The organism is Brevibacterium ravenspurgense (assembly GCF_001584615.1).
In the GTDB taxonomy this organism is placed as follows: Bacteria; Actinomycetota; Actinomycetes; order Actinomycetales; family Brevibacteriaceae; genus Brevibacterium; species Brevibacterium ravenspurgense.
This window is the reverse complement of the sequence record NZ_LQQC01000010.1, coordinates 37,032-51,679: the sequence shown is the minus strand read 5'-3', so window position 1 is coordinate 51,679 and position 14,648 is coordinate 37,032. Positions and strand designations below refer to the sequence as shown.

Annotated in this window: 14 protein-coding genes and 1 tRNA gene; 4 read left to right on the top strand and 11 right to left on the bottom strand. The window is 61.7% G+C overall.

What is annotated here, in order from left to right:
• Positions 1–11: 11 nt before the first annotated feature.
• Positions 12–1,235 (bottom strand): DNA polymerase IV, encoded by a 1,224-nt coding sequence (dinB, locus tag Bravens_RS04765; protein WP_062020809.1) that lies wholly within the window; start codon positions 1,233–1,235, stop codon positions 12–14.
• Between the two features lie 97 nt (positions 1,236–1,332).
• On the opposite strand from dinB, the gene Bravens_RS04760 reads away from it, so the two are divergent.
• A complete protein-coding gene (locus Bravens_RS04760; protein WP_062020806.1) occupies positions 1,333–2,418 on the top strand; it encodes a polyprenyl synthetase family protein in 1,086 nt (361 codons plus the stop codon).
• Between the two features lie 22 nt (positions 2,419–2,440).
• Here the strand turns inward: Bravens_RS04760 and Bravens_RS04755 are convergent, their stop codons facing one another.
• Positions 2,441–2,794: an Rv2175c family DNA-binding protein gene (locus tag Bravens_RS04755; protein WP_062020803.1), complete on the bottom strand. Its 354-nt coding sequence runs from the start codon at positions 2,792–2,794 to the stop codon at positions 2,441–2,443.
• A gap of 142 nt (positions 2,795–2,936) precedes the next feature.
• Between Bravens_RS04755 and Bravens_RS04750 the strand changes: the two genes are divergently transcribed.
• Both Bravens_RS04750 and pknB read left to right on the top strand, forming a co-directional pair.
• Positions 2,937–3,905 (top strand): lytic transglycosylase, encoded by a 969-nt coding sequence (locus Bravens_RS04750; RefSeq protein ID WP_062020801.1) that lies wholly within the window; start codon positions 2,937–2,939, stop codon positions 3,903–3,905.
• Entirely contained in the window at positions 3,889–5,823 is a 1,935-nt protein-coding gene (pknB, locus tag Bravens_RS04745) for a Stk1 family PASTA domain-containing Ser/Thr kinase (RefSeq protein ID WP_062020799.1), read from the top strand. The genes Bravens_RS04750 and pknB overlap by 17 nt, the downstream gene beginning before the upstream one ends.
• A gap of 114 nt (positions 5,824–5,937) precedes the next feature.
• Here pknB and Bravens_RS04740 read toward each other — a convergent pair whose 3' ends face one another.
• The 4 genes from Bravens_RS04740 to gcvH form a co-directional block, all read right to left on the bottom strand.
• Positions 5,938–7,314 (bottom strand): class II 3-deoxy-7-phosphoheptulonate synthase, encoded by a 1,377-nt coding sequence (locus Bravens_RS04740; protein WP_062022246.1) that lies wholly within the window; start codon positions 7,312–7,314, stop codon positions 5,938–5,940.
• A 104-nt stretch (positions 7,315–7,418) separates the two neighbouring features.
• On the bottom strand, positions 7,419–7,895 hold the full coding sequence (locus Bravens_RS04735) for a bifunctional nuclease family protein (RefSeq protein WP_062020796.1): 477 nt from the start codon (positions 7,893–7,895) through the stop codon (positions 7,419–7,421).
• The gene (locus tag Bravens_RS04730; RefSeq protein ID WP_209435916.1) at positions 7,892–8,359 is read right to left on the bottom strand and encodes an FHA domain-containing protein; all 468 of its coding nucleotides are present in this window, start codon (positions 8,357–8,359) and stop codon (positions 7,892–7,894) included. The genes Bravens_RS04735 and Bravens_RS04730 overlap by 4 nt, the downstream gene beginning before the upstream one ends.
• Positions 8,359–8,763: a glycine cleavage system protein GcvH gene (gcvH, locus tag Bravens_RS04725; protein WP_062020793.1), complete on the bottom strand. Its 405-nt coding sequence runs from the start codon at positions 8,761–8,763 to the stop codon at positions 8,359–8,361. The genes Bravens_RS04730 and gcvH overlap by 1 nt, the downstream gene beginning before the upstream one ends.
• A gap of 288 nt (positions 8,764–9,051) precedes the next feature.
• On the opposite strand from gcvH, the gene Bravens_RS04720 reads away from it, so the two are divergent.
• Positions 9,052–9,125 (top strand) — tRNA-Pro (locus tag Bravens_RS04720).
• A gap of 310 nt (positions 9,126–9,435) precedes the next feature.
• Here Bravens_RS04720 and Bravens_RS10700 read toward each other — a convergent pair.
• The 5 genes from Bravens_RS10700 to Bravens_RS04690 form a co-directional block, all read right to left on the bottom strand.
• Complete coding sequence (locus Bravens_RS10700; RefSeq protein WP_061944427.1) at positions 9,436–9,846, bottom strand: tyrosine-type recombinase/integrase; 411 nt, start codon at positions 9,844–9,846, stop codon at positions 9,436–9,438.
• Positions 9,847–11,315: 1,469 nt separating this feature from the next.
• Positions 11,316–11,942 (bottom strand): response regulator transcription factor, encoded by a 627-nt coding sequence (locus tag Bravens_RS04705; protein WP_239233132.1) that lies wholly within the window; start codon positions 11,940–11,942, stop codon positions 11,316–11,318.
• Positions 11,943–12,007: 65 nt separating this feature from the next.
• Positions 12,008–12,211, bottom strand: coding sequence for a hypothetical protein (locus Bravens_RS04700; RefSeq protein WP_062020785.1), 204 nt, complete (start codon positions 12,209–12,211; stop codon positions 12,008–12,010).
• Positions 12,212–12,263: 52 nt separating this feature from the next.
• Positions 12,264–13,487, bottom strand: coding sequence for a sensor histidine kinase (locus Bravens_RS04695; RefSeq protein WP_062020782.1), 1,224 nt, complete (start codon positions 13,485–13,487; stop codon positions 12,264–12,266).
• A gap of 656 nt (positions 13,488–14,143) precedes the next feature.
• The gene (locus Bravens_RS04690; RefSeq protein WP_062020780.1) at positions 14,144–14,491 is read right to left on the bottom strand and encodes a hypothetical protein; all 348 of its coding nucleotides are present in this window, start codon (positions 14,489–14,491) and stop codon (positions 14,144–14,146) included.
• Positions 14,492–14,648 lie beyond the last annotated feature (157 nt).

Genomic DNA, 14,648 nt, shown 5'->3' with positions numbered 1-14,648 from the left:
AGAAAAAGTCCCTACTCCGGGCGCAGGAGTGAGGCGGGAGAGATAGCTCCCTTGCCGAACTTCTTGCGGATTTCGTCGACCGCGATGTCCGATTCGCGTGTTGACCTGCCGCTGCTTTCCAGGGTCTCCTGCCTGCCGACAACCCCGACGGGTTGGAGGTTCGATGCCGCCACTCCCAGCAGCCTGGCGCCCGTGCGCTTGGCCGCGGCCACCTCGAGAGGTCCGAGGAGAGCCTCGTACACCTCGCCCGTGACATCTGTCGGAGCCGGCAGGGTGACCGACCGGGTGATGGTGGTGAAGTCGGGTGACCGGAACTTCAGAGTGACAGTGCCGGCGGCGAGCCCCTCGGCCCGCACTCGGGCGGTCACTTTGTCAGCCAGACGGAGAAGCTCGGTGCGCAGCCGTTCCAGCTGGTAGATGTCGTCGTCGAATGTGCTCTCCGCACTGATCGAATGGTCTTTTGCCCTGTCGTGCACAGTCCGGCTGTCGCGCCCCTGCGCGTAGCCGACAAGTGCTGGACCGGCCGAGCCGAGGGTCTTCGCTGCCCAGGCCGGTGTTTGGCGGGCCAGATCGCCGATTGTGCGAATGCCGTAGCGCGACAGGGTTTCGTGCGTGGCTCGGCCAACCCCCGGCAGCGCTGTGACGGGCATCGACTCCATGAACTGAGCTTCTTTCCCCACCGGCACCACCAGCTGTCCGTTGGGCTTGGCCCTGGCTGACGCAATCTTGGCAACGACCATCGACCGGGACAGCCCGATGGAGGACGGCAGGCCCGTTCTTTCGGCAATCGTCTGCCGCAGGTGCAGGGCGATGCGCGCGGGACTGCCAAGCCTGCGCACCGCACCGGACACATCGATGTAGCCCTCATCGACGCTGACGCGGCTGAAGTCCGGGGTGACGTCGCTGACAACAGCAAAAACACGGTCTGAATACTCGGAGTAGACGCCCTTCGTCGGTGGTACGACGACCGCGTTCGGGCACAGTGTGAGGGCACGGCCGATCGGCATGGCCGAGTGCACTCCGTAGGCTCGGGCCTCATAGCTGGCCGAGGCCACCACTCCCCTGTTGCTGCGACCGCCGACTATGACGGGAAGGCCGATAAGCGAAGGGTCGAGGAGGCGTTCAACGGACACGAAGAACGCGTCCATGTCGAGGTGGAGGATTGTGCAGCCGGTGTCGTCATCACCCAGGCCCGTCAGATCACCGCCCGTGCGGTCCAGCTGCTTTCTGCTCATGCGTCCCCCTGTTCGCATCGTACACGGACAGAAACCCGGAGAGAGGCCCGTTTCATCCCGCGTCCAACCCCGGCCGCGGCCCGTTTAGGCTTAGGGCATGAGCCTTACAGATCCGTCTGATGTCCGCCGCCAGGTTGATGCCGCTCTGCGCGAGGGCCTGGACAGCACCTCCAGCCGCTTCACAGCGCTGTCACCGTCCGCTGAACACCTGATGCGGCCTATTCTGGACTTCACGGCCTCCGGCAAGCGCATCCGCGCTCTGGCCGCCTGGTGGGGCTTTGAGATTGCCGGCGGCAGCGCCGAAGCCCACCCCGGCATCGCAAATGCCGCCGCGGCTGTCGAACTTCTGCACGCCGCAGCTCTCATTCACGACGACGTGATTGATGCATCCGACACCCGCCGGGGCGCTCCGTCGGTGCACCGGCAGTTTGAAGCCCTGCACAGGAACGACGGCTTTGCCGGCGACAGCGAACACTTCGGAATTGCCACGGCAATTGTCGCCGGCGACCTCTGTTTGGCCCTGTCAGAAGAGTTCTGGTCGATGACCGGCCTGCCGGATGCGACGTCACCGGCTGCACTGGAGGCGCGCAACGACCTGCGCCGGGACGTCATGTTCGGACAGTTTCTCGACATCTACGTACAGGACGCCCCCGTTCCGGCGGCCGAAGTCACGGACCGCGCCTGGGAAGTGCTCACCTACAAAACCGCAAAGTATTCCGTCGAACAGCCCTTTGCCGTCGGCGCATCGATTGCCGGAGCCGATGAGGCGGTCATTGACGCGCTGCGTGCTTTCGCCCTGCCCCTGGGCCGGGCCTTTCAGCTGCGCGATGACGAACTCGGCGTTTTCGGCGACCCGGAGGTCACCGGCAAGCCCGCGGGCGATGATCTGCGCCAGGGCAAGAAGACCGTGTTGGTGGGCCACACCCTCGAGGCTCTTCCGGAGGGTGAGCGCGATTGGTTTGTCAGCGCCCTAGCCGCTGAGCGCAAAACCGCTAAGGACATCGCGCGGATGACCGACCTCATCCGCTCTTCCGGTGCGCTTGAGCGCATGGAGCAGCTCATTGCGCGGGAAGTCGCCGATTCCGAGGCGGCACTCGACAGGCTCAGTGAGCTCGGTCTGGACGCCGAAGGACACAAGGTGCTGCGCGGCTACGCGCAGTCCCTCACCGTTCGCTCAAGCTGAGGGTCCGAAAGCCCGGGCCGACTCAGATGGCCAGCGCCTGGGCGCGCCGGCGGATCTCAGATTTTTCGCCGCGGCGCAGGAAGTCAATGGCCCGCCCGGGCAGGGTGTCGTCTTCTTCGTACAGCCAGGCGATCGCCTCATCGTCCGAGAATCCGGCGTCGGATAGCAGAATAAGAGTTCCGCGCAGAGCAGGCACGGGCTGGCCGTCTTTTATGAAGAGCGCCGGAATCCGCATGGTCGGCGGAGTTCCGGATTTCAGGCCCAGAAGAACACGGTCCTCGATCTTGCGGTGGACTTTTGTCACCGGCACGTCGAGAAGCTCAGCAGCTTCTGCTGCGGTCACCCATTCGTCAACGATCTCTTCAGCTTTTTTCACACTTCAAGCCTACGGCACGACCACTGTCTAAGGCGTGACGGCCGGACAGTCGGATGATCCGACACGCCGCCGGGCCTGGCTGTGCCCGCCGACCGGTGCACCTAACCTGGGGGCATACCAACTTCCCCACAGAAAGCGTCCCATGCAGCGAGACACCAGGCGCGACCCTACAGGTGCGCCCGCGCCGGGTTTCACCTCGGGAACCATCACTGAGGCCGTACCCGTCACCCACGGCGGCCGCACCTACCGTGTGCGCACGGGCGACACCGTCATCAGCGTGGCCAAAAAGCACGGCGTTTCGGCTCCCGCTCTCATCGAACTGAACGAACTGCGCGGACGCACCTCACTGACACCCGGACAGATCCTCTCCCTGCCCGAAAAGAACGTCCCACCGCCGCCTGCCGGCCACACCGTCAAACCCGGCGACACCCTCGAATCCATCGCCCGCCAACACGGCACCTCGACCGCGGCACTGCAGCGCGCCAACGCAATGGGAACCTCCGTTCTCATCACCGTTGGAGAAGTCCTCGCACTGTCCGGTTCCGGTGCCACGAGCGCCCGCGTCAAACCCACCCTGCCGGAAAAGCTGCCGAACATTCCCCACTCCGTCGATGGACGGGAATACCCGGAGGACGTGCTGATGGCGGCCCGGCTGAATAAGGCCCAGCTCATGCGCCGCCCTTCTCCATCACGCGCCTGGGTGCGCAAAACGATCCTTCGCCTGGCCGGTGAAATCGGTGTTGACGGACCACTGGCACTGGCCGTTGCAACCCAAGAATCCGGGCTGAACCACCGGCTGGTCTCCCCCGTCAACGGCATCGGCATCATGCAGCTGACACCGCGGGCAGGCCAGTGGGCCTCATCGCTCATCGGCCGTCGTCTGGACATCCTCGACCCTGAAAACAACATCGTCGCAGGGCTTGCGATCCTGCGCAGGCTCTTGGCGACAACCGACAACCGCTCGGCCGCCGTCGCCGCCTACTACCAGGGTGCCGCCAGCATTGAGCAGACGGGAATGGCGCCGGACACGCGTTCGTTCGTGCGCACCGTCGACATCCTCACCGAACGCTACAGCCACAATTCGGAGGTGCCGCATGGCACAGATCCGTGATCAGCTGATCGGCGTCGTCCTCGACGGCCGCTACCGCATCGAATCCGTTGTCGCTCGCGGCGGCATGGCCATGGTGTACCGCGGAACCGACCTGCGGCTTGACCGTGAGATCGCGGTCAAGGTCATGCACGCGCACCTGGCGAGCGACCCCTCGTTTGTTGAGCGCTTCGAACGCGAGGCGATGAACGCCGCCCGGCTGTCCCACCCCAACCTCATCGCGGTAAACGATCAGTCCCGCGATGGGGACGTCGTGTATCTGGTCATGGAGTACCTGGAGTCGGTCACTCTGCGCAAGGAACTGAAGTTCCGCGGCCGCTTCACACCCCGCCAGGCCATCAGCGTCGTCGACGCGATCCTCGCCGCGCTCGAAGCTGTTCACGAAGCCGGGATGATCCACCGGGATCTCAAACCCGACAACGTGCTTCTGGGCACCGACGGGCAGATCAAACTCGCTGACTTCGGACTCGCACGCGCTGTGACGAGCGAAACCACGACGAAAACGCTCATCGGCACTGTCGGCTACGTCGCACCGGAGCTTGTCACGCGCAGCGGCGCTGACGAACGCACAGACCTCTACACGCTGGGCATCATGTTCTACGAGATGCTCACCGGATCCCAGCCGTACACGGACGACGTCCCGATTCAGGTCGCCTACCGCCACGTGCACGACCGTGTGACAGCACCGTCGGAGGCAGTTCCCGGGCTCAGCCCCCAATTGGATGCTCTTGTCCTGTGGGCTACAAGCCCCAAGCCGGACGACCGCCCAGAAAGCGCCACTGCAATGCGCCAGGCTCTTGGCGAAGCCCGGTTGGCGATGACGGATGAGCAGCTTGACTTCGGCGGCACATCGGATGCGGCCGATCCCACCGAACCGGCGCTGACAGCAACCGCCGACATTGACGAGCAGATCGGCCTCGAAGCTCCTGAACCGGTTCCCGGCACGGGTGAGATTCCCAAGCTCTCCACTGACGAAACCCCTGCCGCAGTCAGTTCGACGACTGAGATCCCCGGCACTCTGACCGCCGCCGCGGTTTCGGCTGACGGCACTCCCCCGGTTGACCTTCCACCGCTTGAAAACGAGCCGCCGACCGCGGAAGAACTCGAAGATAACGATGAGCCGCGCGACTCACGCCGCCGCCGGCCTGTCTTCGTTGGTCTGGTTGCGGCTGTCGCTGCTCTTGGCCTGGCGGGCACGTTCGGCATTGCAAAAGCCTCCGGTGTGATCGGGGGCGAAACCGAGCAGGAAGTCGTCATGGCTGCGGTTCCCCAGATCGAGGCAGGCACAGCCGAGGCTGATGCTCGGCAGATTCTCGAGCAGGCCGGTTTCACGGTCAGCACCGAAGGCCGTAAGCACGCCGACATCGCCAAGGGCACCGTCATTGAGACTCGCCCCGCCGCGGGAGAACAGCTGCAAGAAGGATCGTCAGTCACCCTTGTCACGTCCGACGGACCCGAAATGGTCGCAGTTCCCAAGCTCGTCGGCAAGACAGAGGACGAAGCGGCTAAGGCCCTGGAAGACGCCGGCCTGAAGAAGGGCAAGGTTTCGACAGTCGAAGGACAGGGCAAGAAGGGCCGCGTTGTTTCCCAAAGCACCAAGGCCGACAGTCAGGCTGAGAAGGGCAGCGCGATTGACATCACGGTCTCAAGCGGCCCGGAGACGATCGCCATCCCGGACTTGCGAGGGCAGGACTACGAAGCTTCGTATAAGCGTCTGCTGGGCATGGGCTTCCGGGTTGCACGCGATGACGTCTACAGCGAATACACGCCCAAGGGCAAGGTTGTGGCCATGTACCCCGGCCCCGGCAAGAAGAGGACTGCGGACACTCTGGTGATCCTCAAAGTCTCCAAGGGGAAGGAGCCACCGAAGGACGACAAGCCGAAGGACGAAAAGAAGAAAGACGACAAGCCGAAAGACTGACGCTCAGTCTGCTGCTCTTCGCGGCTCAGTCCGCCTCCATCAGCTTCGTGTGGCACAAGCAAAGCCGCCGGGAGATTTCTCTCCCGGCGGCTTTGCTCTTCTATGTCAGGTTCGTCAGTCCGTGCCCTCTGTCAGGTATTCGGCCACCTGGAACGCCATTTCGAGTGACTGGTCGTGGTTCAGGCGCGGGTCCACGAGGGTTTCGTAGCGGCGCTGCAGGCCCTCTTCGTCGATGTTGGCTCCGCCGCCCATGACTTCGGTGACGTCATTGCCGGTGAGCTCAACATGGATGCCGCCGGGCACCGTGCCGACTTCCTGGTGGGCGCGGAAGAATCCGGTGACTTCACCCATGACGTCTTCAAAGCGGCGGGTTTTGTAGCCGTTGGAGGCCGTAATGGTGTTGCCGTGCATCGGGTCGCACATCCAGGTGACCTGCGGGAGGTCGTCCTTAACGGCGGCCAGCAGCTTGGGAAGCGCCTCGCCGATTGTCTGTGCGCCCATGCGGGTGATGAAGGTCAGACGACCGGGTTCGCCTTCCGGGTCAAGCTTTTCGGCCAGGCGCAGAGCATCGTCTGCCGTTGCGTTGGGGCCGAGTTTCACGCCGATGGGGTTCTTCACGCGCGACAGGAAGTCGACGTGCGCACCGTCGATGTCGCGGGTGCGCTCACCGATCCACAGGAAGTGGCCAGAAACGTCGTAGGGGTCGCCCGTGCGCGAATCAATGCGCGTGAGTGCCTGCTCGTATTCCAGAAGCAGAGCTTCGTGGGCCGAGTAGAACTCGACGGTCCGCATAGCGTCGAAGTCGACACCGCAAGCGTCCATGAAGCGCAGTGCACGGTCGATGTCGCCGGCCATTTTTTCGTAGCGGACGTAGTTTTCGTTCGCCCCGAGGAAGCCGCGGTTCCACTGGTGCACCTGGCGCAGGTCCGCGAAGCCTCCCTTGGTGAAGGCGCGCATGAGATTCAGGGTCGAGGCTGATGCATGGTAGGCGTCGAGCAGACGGGCCGGGTCGGGTCGTCGAGCCTCTTCTGTGAATTCGTGGGAGTTGACGATGTCCCCGCGGTAGCTGGGCAGCGTCACGCCGTCCCGGGTTTCAACATCGGATGAGCGCGGCTTGGCGTACTGGCCGGCCATGCGCCCCATCTTGACGACGGGAACGGCAGCGCCGTAGGTGAGCACAGCGGCCATCTGGAGGATCGTCTGAACGCGACGGCGAATGCTGTCGGCGGTGGAATCTTCGAAGGATTCTGCGCAGTCTCCGCCGGCAAGCAGGAACGCTTCGCCGCGCGAGGCAGCTGCAATCTGGGCTTTCAGCTGGTCGGCTTCGCCGGCGAACACCAGCGGCGGAACCCTGCGCAGCTGTTCAAGCGCGCCCTCAAGCTCTGCCGGGTCGGTGTACTGCGGCTGCTGTTTGGGGTCGAGATCGCGCCAGGCGTCGAGACCTTTGAGGGTTTCCTCGGAGGCGCGGGCATCGCCGGCCAGCTCGAACATCGGGTTAACGCTTTTCACAATCATCCACTCTCTGCTGTCAGCAAGGGCGATCTTCTCCGGTCCACTAAGGCCCGGAGCATTCGGAATTCCTCAGTATAGGCGGGTCAGGATTCGCCTTCGAAGTCTTCGGGTGACACGTGGTCAAGGAACTCGCGGAACTGGGCGACTTCTTCTTCGTCAGGCTCCGGACCTTCGATTCCGGCCTGCCCCATCAGCTCCGCGGTGGTATAGACGGGGCATCCTGCGACGAGCGCCATTGCGACCGCATCGGATGGGCGCGCTGACACCGTGTGCCCGCCGCTTGTGCGAAGTTCCGCATAGTAGGTGTGGGAGTCAGCTTCCGTGATGTGCACGGATTCGAGGGTGTCGCCGTACTCCTCGATGAGGTTGACCATGAGGTCGTGCGAGAGCGGACGAGGCGGGGTTACCCCGCGCAGTGCAATGCCGATCGCGTTTGCCTCCGAAGATCCGATCCAGATGGGCAGGAAGCGCGCCTGGGAGGCTTCTTTGAGAAGCAGGATCGGCTGGTTCGCCGGCAGTTCGATGCGAACGCCGACGACTTCGAGCTGAATGTCGGTCACGCAGTCCTCGGGCGCTGCTGGAAGATCATGCGGAACTTGCCAATCTGCACGTCGGCGCCGTTCTGCAGTTCGACCTTGTCGATGAGCTCACGGCCCACGTAGGTGCCGTTGAGCGATCCGGTGTCGCGCAGGGTGAAGCCCGAGGGAGTGCGGACGAATTCAGCGTGCTTGCGCGAAACCGTCACATCGTCCAGGAAGATGTCGGCGTTGGGGCTGCGGCCGACGGTGACAACGTCGGTGTCAAGCAGGATCTGCGCACCGGCGTCGGGTCCGGAGACTACGACGAGGAGGGCGTCGGTTTCCTGCAGGTGGTCGACGTCGGGAACGGGACGGATTTCGCCGGTGCGCGGATCAAGGATTCCGCTGATGGGCGCCGGCTGAGCCGCCTGCGTCTGGTGCGAGGTGGTTTCCGGCTGCTGTTCGCCGGTTCCTTCCGGGTTGCCGGGCTGAGGCTGCTGAGTCATCAAGCACCTTCACTTTCGACGTGTGCGCTGTAGGCGTCGGCGTCAAGGAGCGCTTCGACTTCCGAAGGGTCGGAAAGCGCGACTTCCAGCATCCAGCCGTCACCGTAGGGGTCGCTGTTGATGATCTCGGGCGCGTCTTCCAGAGCGTCGTTGACACGCAGCACTTCACCGGAGACGGGAGCCTTGAGGTCAGAGACGCTCTTGGTCGATTCGACCTCGCCGAAGTCCTCTCCGACTTCCAGGGTGTCGCCGACTTCGGGCAGGTCCACGAAGACGACGTCGCCGAGCTGGTCCTGAGCAAAGTCGGTGATGCCGATGCGCACGGTGGCAGCATCAGCGGTCGCGTCGACCCATTCGTGGTCCCGCGAGTATTTGAGATTCTGCGGTGCTGCAGCGTCAGACATGTCTTCTCCTTGCTCAGGCTTACTCAAACCTACCTTTCAGCTCCGAAGATAACATCTGCGCAACAGCAGACGCCTTATGTTGCGAAGCTGAAATGATACGGCCAGATCATCGTATCAACTTTGAGTCCTGCGTCTCACATACCGGCCCGTAATAATTGCCCGATCAGCGGTTCCTGCACCTCCACCTCGTCCCCTGTGCGCAACTGACCGTGCCGACCGAAACATGAGCACACATCCCGTTTTGCCTTCCCTGAGACAACTCGCTAGTATTTACAAGGCTCAACACCACGGGCTATGGCGCAGCTTGGTAGCGCGCTTGACTGGGGGTCAAGAGGTCGTGGGTTCAAATCCCGCTAGCCCGACTCACTGAAGAAGTCCCGAAGCACATCGCTTCGGGACTTCTTTTTTCTGGCCAGTTTCACTGATCTGGCAAACGGAGGGCTCGCTGTTCCTGCCTGCGAGGCGTCGCTCAGCCTCGTGCGTTGGCATCAGCACCGGCTTTGTCAGCCGCCTGCCACACCGCATTCACATAGACGTCGGCCAGGTTGTAGGAGAAAACGGCCTTCGTCCACTCCTCCGGAACCTCCCGCTTGCATCGCCTCCCGCAGACGCCTCGAGGCGCCTAAGTTGAACACCCGGGACCAAACCGGGACCAGATGCCCATTTTCGGCCTCACTGGCCCCGATCGTCGGGACCACGCTTCGGCTTCCCTCGCCCTTTGCCAGACGACCGCTCGGGTCCCTCTGTCTGGGCGTCGAGGAACCGGTTGGCCAGGTCCCCCGCCTGGGCGATGTGATCAAGATCAGGGTGGAGGTAGCCCTTGGTTGTCTCGATCGATTTGTGGCCGAGGATCTTCTGGAGCACGTTAAGCGGGATGCCGCGGTGTCGGGCCGGTCGATCATCGATATCAATACTCTCAGCGAGGACGACTACACCCGCGTCCACCACGCCGCCCGTGAGAAGCTCGGCCTCGTCGGCATCGTGCGCACCCGCGAGGACGTCCGCAACTACCTCGTCGAGAACGCCGATCTCCGCGATGACGTCACCGAAGCCGCCGGCTCCCTCGAAATCTCCCACGAACACTCGCTACACACTGGACCACCGATTTGCAGCTCCCAACGAGGAATAGAGGATACGCGAGATCCCGTACGTCGACCTTGATCAGGTTTGCTGGACGACGAACCGCCAACAGTGCAGTTAGCAATGAGCTCTTCGTCGAACGAGGAACACGAGAAGGGACGCCCCGAGCAATACGACACCCAACGCAAAGAGAGCGTAGTCCAACGGCCGCGCGTCTCCCACAGCCGCATTGGCGTCCACCCAGATTCCGTACCTGTAGAGCGAGACTGCCCAGACGATCAGGAGCACGAGTCCCGCCAGTGCGAGAGCCGCGGCCGTCCAGATTCTTACTCGACCTTGCTTGCTGTTCATGGTGCGCACCTTCCCTGTATCACCAGTTGCAGAATAGCTTTCCCTTTTTCGAAGACCTGGGTGCCGGCAGTGTCCGGTGAGTCGAATCTAGAAGCAGAGCATTCGGCCCCACATCCCTCGTTTGAGGTACGTCGCACCAGCTCATAGACGTGTATCGAACTGTGACCCTGATGAGGGCGCGTGACTGCCGAGGACCAGGTCCGGTGAGTAGACGGCAGGGCATCCCCGGGCTGGGAAGAGGGCAGACTTTGGGAATAGATGTTGAGGCGGCAGAGGCGACTTCATCCAGCCGGAGCACTAACTGGACCAGAGTGCTGCGCGGACCACGATACGTGGATGCGCCATTCCGTGTGCTATTGCTATTAATCGCTGTCGTCGGTTTGACGCCCGCATCGATTGAAGCGCCAGATCCCCTGTACTGGGCGTTTCAAGTCCTCGCAGCGATCCTGCTGGTGGCCGTGTGTTTCACCCCCGTTATCGCCGTGTCGGTTGGGTTAATCCTCTTTGTCGTCTTCGTTCTTACGTACCCAGACCGAGGGGACCTCGACGGCATGGAAGGGGCTAGGAGACGCACGCACCTTGCCGTCGTAAACTCGACAAGAACGGGAAATCGTAGCGCTCAACCACTATGCTCACCCGGGACCAAACCGGAACCAGAACCATGCATCCCATGCATTGCATGACGTGAAATCGGCCTCTTGTGACCGCAGAAATCCCAGGTCAGACACTGTTTCTGACCTGGGCTTCGTCATGTCCGGAGTCGTTCGCGACTACCCCCGGCGCCTCCCGCTCCTCCGGCCGGAATGGCCTCCGGCCAGAGCCGGGCTCCCAGCCAGCAAGAACCCCGCCAGGCACTTTCTTTTGCGAAGCATTAGTTCTCCTTCTGAAGTGTGTTTCGCACCGGAATGTCCGGCGATAGGAGCATAGGTGCCTCGCAAGACCGCTCTCACCCCTCATTCGAGGTATATGGAGCCCGGCCGGCTTCACCTATGCCGAGATATCGATTGCCCTCAGATGCCACAGGACACGGATACCGGGGTGAGCCCGCGAACATGACCGGCACTTCTCGCGATTACCCTATGCCCTTGGTTGAGACCGCCCCTGAGGTGCTTCCATGCCTCTTAGGTCGAGTAGAAGCGGTGCTGAAGGGCGCGGACGATGAGTTGAGCCAGATTCTCCGCCTGAAGTTTTTCTCGCAGATGCTTCGCCTGTGTCTTCGCCGTCCAAACGGAGATGCCCTGGGTCTCGGCTATCTCCTCGTATCCGCGCCCCTCGCAGATCAGAGTGAGCACTTCATGCTCGCGTTCGGTAATTTGAGGGCTCACTGCAGGGGCGTCAGGTAGGGCGTCGCCGGCGATGACGATGTCTCGCGCGAGGAACTTCAACATGCTGGGGTCGTCTCCACGTGCAGCAGCGCGGACCGTTTCGCGCAGAGTTGATTCGGAGCAAGTCTTATTCACCGCAGCGACCGCACCCGCTTCGAGAGCACGTGCGAGCCCTGGCCCCGGGGAGACGGTGCTGAGGATGATCACAGTCGCGTCTGGGTCGAGCTTACGAATGCGAAGGGTCGCATCCACGCCGCTGATCCCGTCGGGCATATTGACGTCCATGAGGACCACATCTGGACGGTGCTGCCGGTAGCTTTCAACGGCTTCTTCACCGCTATGAACTGGCGGGAGCACACTCATGTCGGGCTCAGTGACAAGCGCGTAGGAGAGCGCTCGTGTGGTCCATTGGTCGTCGTCCACGATGAGCACCGAAAGGCGTCCGTGAGCGCTCGGCGCTTGCACCGGGATGTGGCGGCTTGAAGGGTTCATTTGCAATACTTCTGAAACTTCTTCTTGTCGATGACGCGCCAGATAACGCACCTGTAGGGATTTCGCGTGGGGCTGACGTCGATTTCATCAGTTGCCGATACCGAATGGATGGACACGGTGGCGGGGGCGCGTTCGACTGGGGCGGTCAGGGGGGAGAGTTGAAGAGCAGCAGCGGTCGAGAGGGCGACGATGAGTTTCATGCTCTAAGAGCACGCCAATTCCACCTCCTCGGACATCCCTCATACGAGGTATCTACATTGCGACCCCGTTCCCTACGGGAATCGCGACCTTAATCGCGAACATCCCCTCGTCATGAGACGTGCTCAAACACCCTCCTGCACGTTCCACCCGCGCGCTGAGACTTCGGGGCGTACGCGTAGGTGCTTGCAGAGCTGGATTGGACGCTTCGAACTCGATCCATATCTCCATCTGCTTCTCAACCTGCTCGACAGATATCGCGCATGAGGACGTTGCTGAGGAGTGTCTGACCATGTTCGTAGCGAGCTCCTTGAGAATGAACTGAGCCGTCTCAAGCGTCTCTGCAGGCACGTCACTCGGCAGAGCTTCAACGCGGATCCCAATATCGAACCCGCCTGCCTCTGTAGCTGAACCGATCATCTCCGCAGCCTTGAGCATCTCAACGTCGAATGCCCTCATGGTCCGTCGTCCACCAGGATCGCCGGTGAGTCGGGCCAGCAGCACACGAAGCTGCTGCTGCGTGTGTACATTGACCAGCGCCAACTCCGTGACTCTCGAATCGGAGCGATCCTCCATACGGGCCTCAACACCGAGCATCCGAATGATCGCTGCCTCGGCGGCCAGACCGTGAGAGACAGTGTCGTGCGTATCGAGCGCGAGTTCCAACCGCATCCTCTCTACGTTTCTCTCGTGTGAGCGTGCCTGTGCTGTTCTCATCAAGATCTCAGACTGGATACGCCGCTCGAATGCTGCTGCTGCAAGTCCGAGGATCACGGCAAGTAGCCACCCGAAAGCCATCGTAAAGAGCGACTCACCATCCCCTTCCCAGATTCCCACTGCCGTATGGGCAACCACGATCCCGAATAGCAGCAGCGTCAGTAAGGAAAACGAACGGATCCGCAGCTGACTCAGGACAAGCGCGATCGCGGCTCCAGCAACGGTCGGAAATGGATTGACGAACTCGGGGAAGGTGATCCCAAAGACAACGAATAGCACTAACCCCATCAAGCCAGCGGTGAGCGGGACGAAACAGACGCTGACAATCAGGATCGCCCCGAGAACCTGGAACGCAACATACTGAGGATTCGACGATTCCATTGCCGCCGGCATGAGTCCTGCAACGCTGATAAGGAGCAATAGCACTCGGAAGGGAAGGTCCACGAACCTCGGACCTCTCATGAAACTGATCCATTTCGGCGTCGCCGCGCGTGAGGGTCTCACGACGAATTGTCTCGTCACCACCGAATATTGTCCTTCTTTCGCCTCCAGGAGAATCATCAGTGTCTTTACGGTAGCGGTGAACGAGGCTCGGACCAGCGTTATGGAGGTCACAGTTCGATACACCTGCGACTCAACCCACGACGCTGTTCCCGACGACGGATGCAACGGCTATTGGGCTCATCGCGTTCGAGGCTGCAGTAGGTGTGTACTGCCCGGTCTCTACCAGGGGCCGGAGGGGAGGACGTTGTGCGTGAGGTTGCGTAATTCGAGCACGGTGCCGTGAGGGTGCTCGATACGACCAATGATCGCCGCCGTGAGCCTGCTTCCGGTGCCGGGGCTCGACGGTGTCCCACAGCCATACCCAACGGCAGTCTGCGCAGGGGGGGCAACGGTGGGCTCTGACCTGCAGCATGTGGGGTCCGAAGGAGACGTGGAGCAACGGCGTGCAAGGGCCGGACGGTAAACGTGACGTCTATCGTCCGGCCCTTGCACGCCGACTCAAGGAGCGGAGCTGCCTGAAAACCGCTAGTTCTGACCGACTGCTTCGTCTCGTGGCTCTGATTCACACACCGATGTGTGTTCCTTACGTCGAGCTCGCCTAACCATCCAAATTACGGTTCCGGTGATGACCAAGATGATAGCTATCACCAGGACAACCCCGAATATGTCCCATGCGTCTGGTACTAGAGGATTCATCTAGATCACGATTCCTTTCAGGTCCAGCCATTGAAGGTTACTTTGCCGCCGGCGTTGGCCTTAAGAGTATGATAGCCCTCGCGGGTCGACCAATTCATCCCCTTGATGGCCCCACGTTCAATGCGGACCTTGCATTTGAAGGTTGCCGTCGAGGACGTGAAGGCCTTGCTCTGCTTGCTTACGGTCACGTTCTTGCCAAGCACGAGGTTCTTGACGACCTGGCACCCATAATCGGTGATCTTGGTGATTTTACCCTTGTTGGACGAGTATTTCCCCCAGACCTTCGTTTCAGTCAACTTGATGCCAGCGAACTTGAACCATTGCGTGCCCCAAACTGACCGGCCGACTGCAGCAGCAGTTTTCATATTCTTTTCTTCGGTGTGCAAGTAGACGCCAATAGAGCGCCGGATGTGTCGACATCAAACTGTCCTTCACCCTGTCTGCACTTTAGATTGCGACTTTGGTCTGTTGCATACCTCAAACGAGGTAAAACCGCTTCGGAAGGTTGTACTGGCAGGTGAG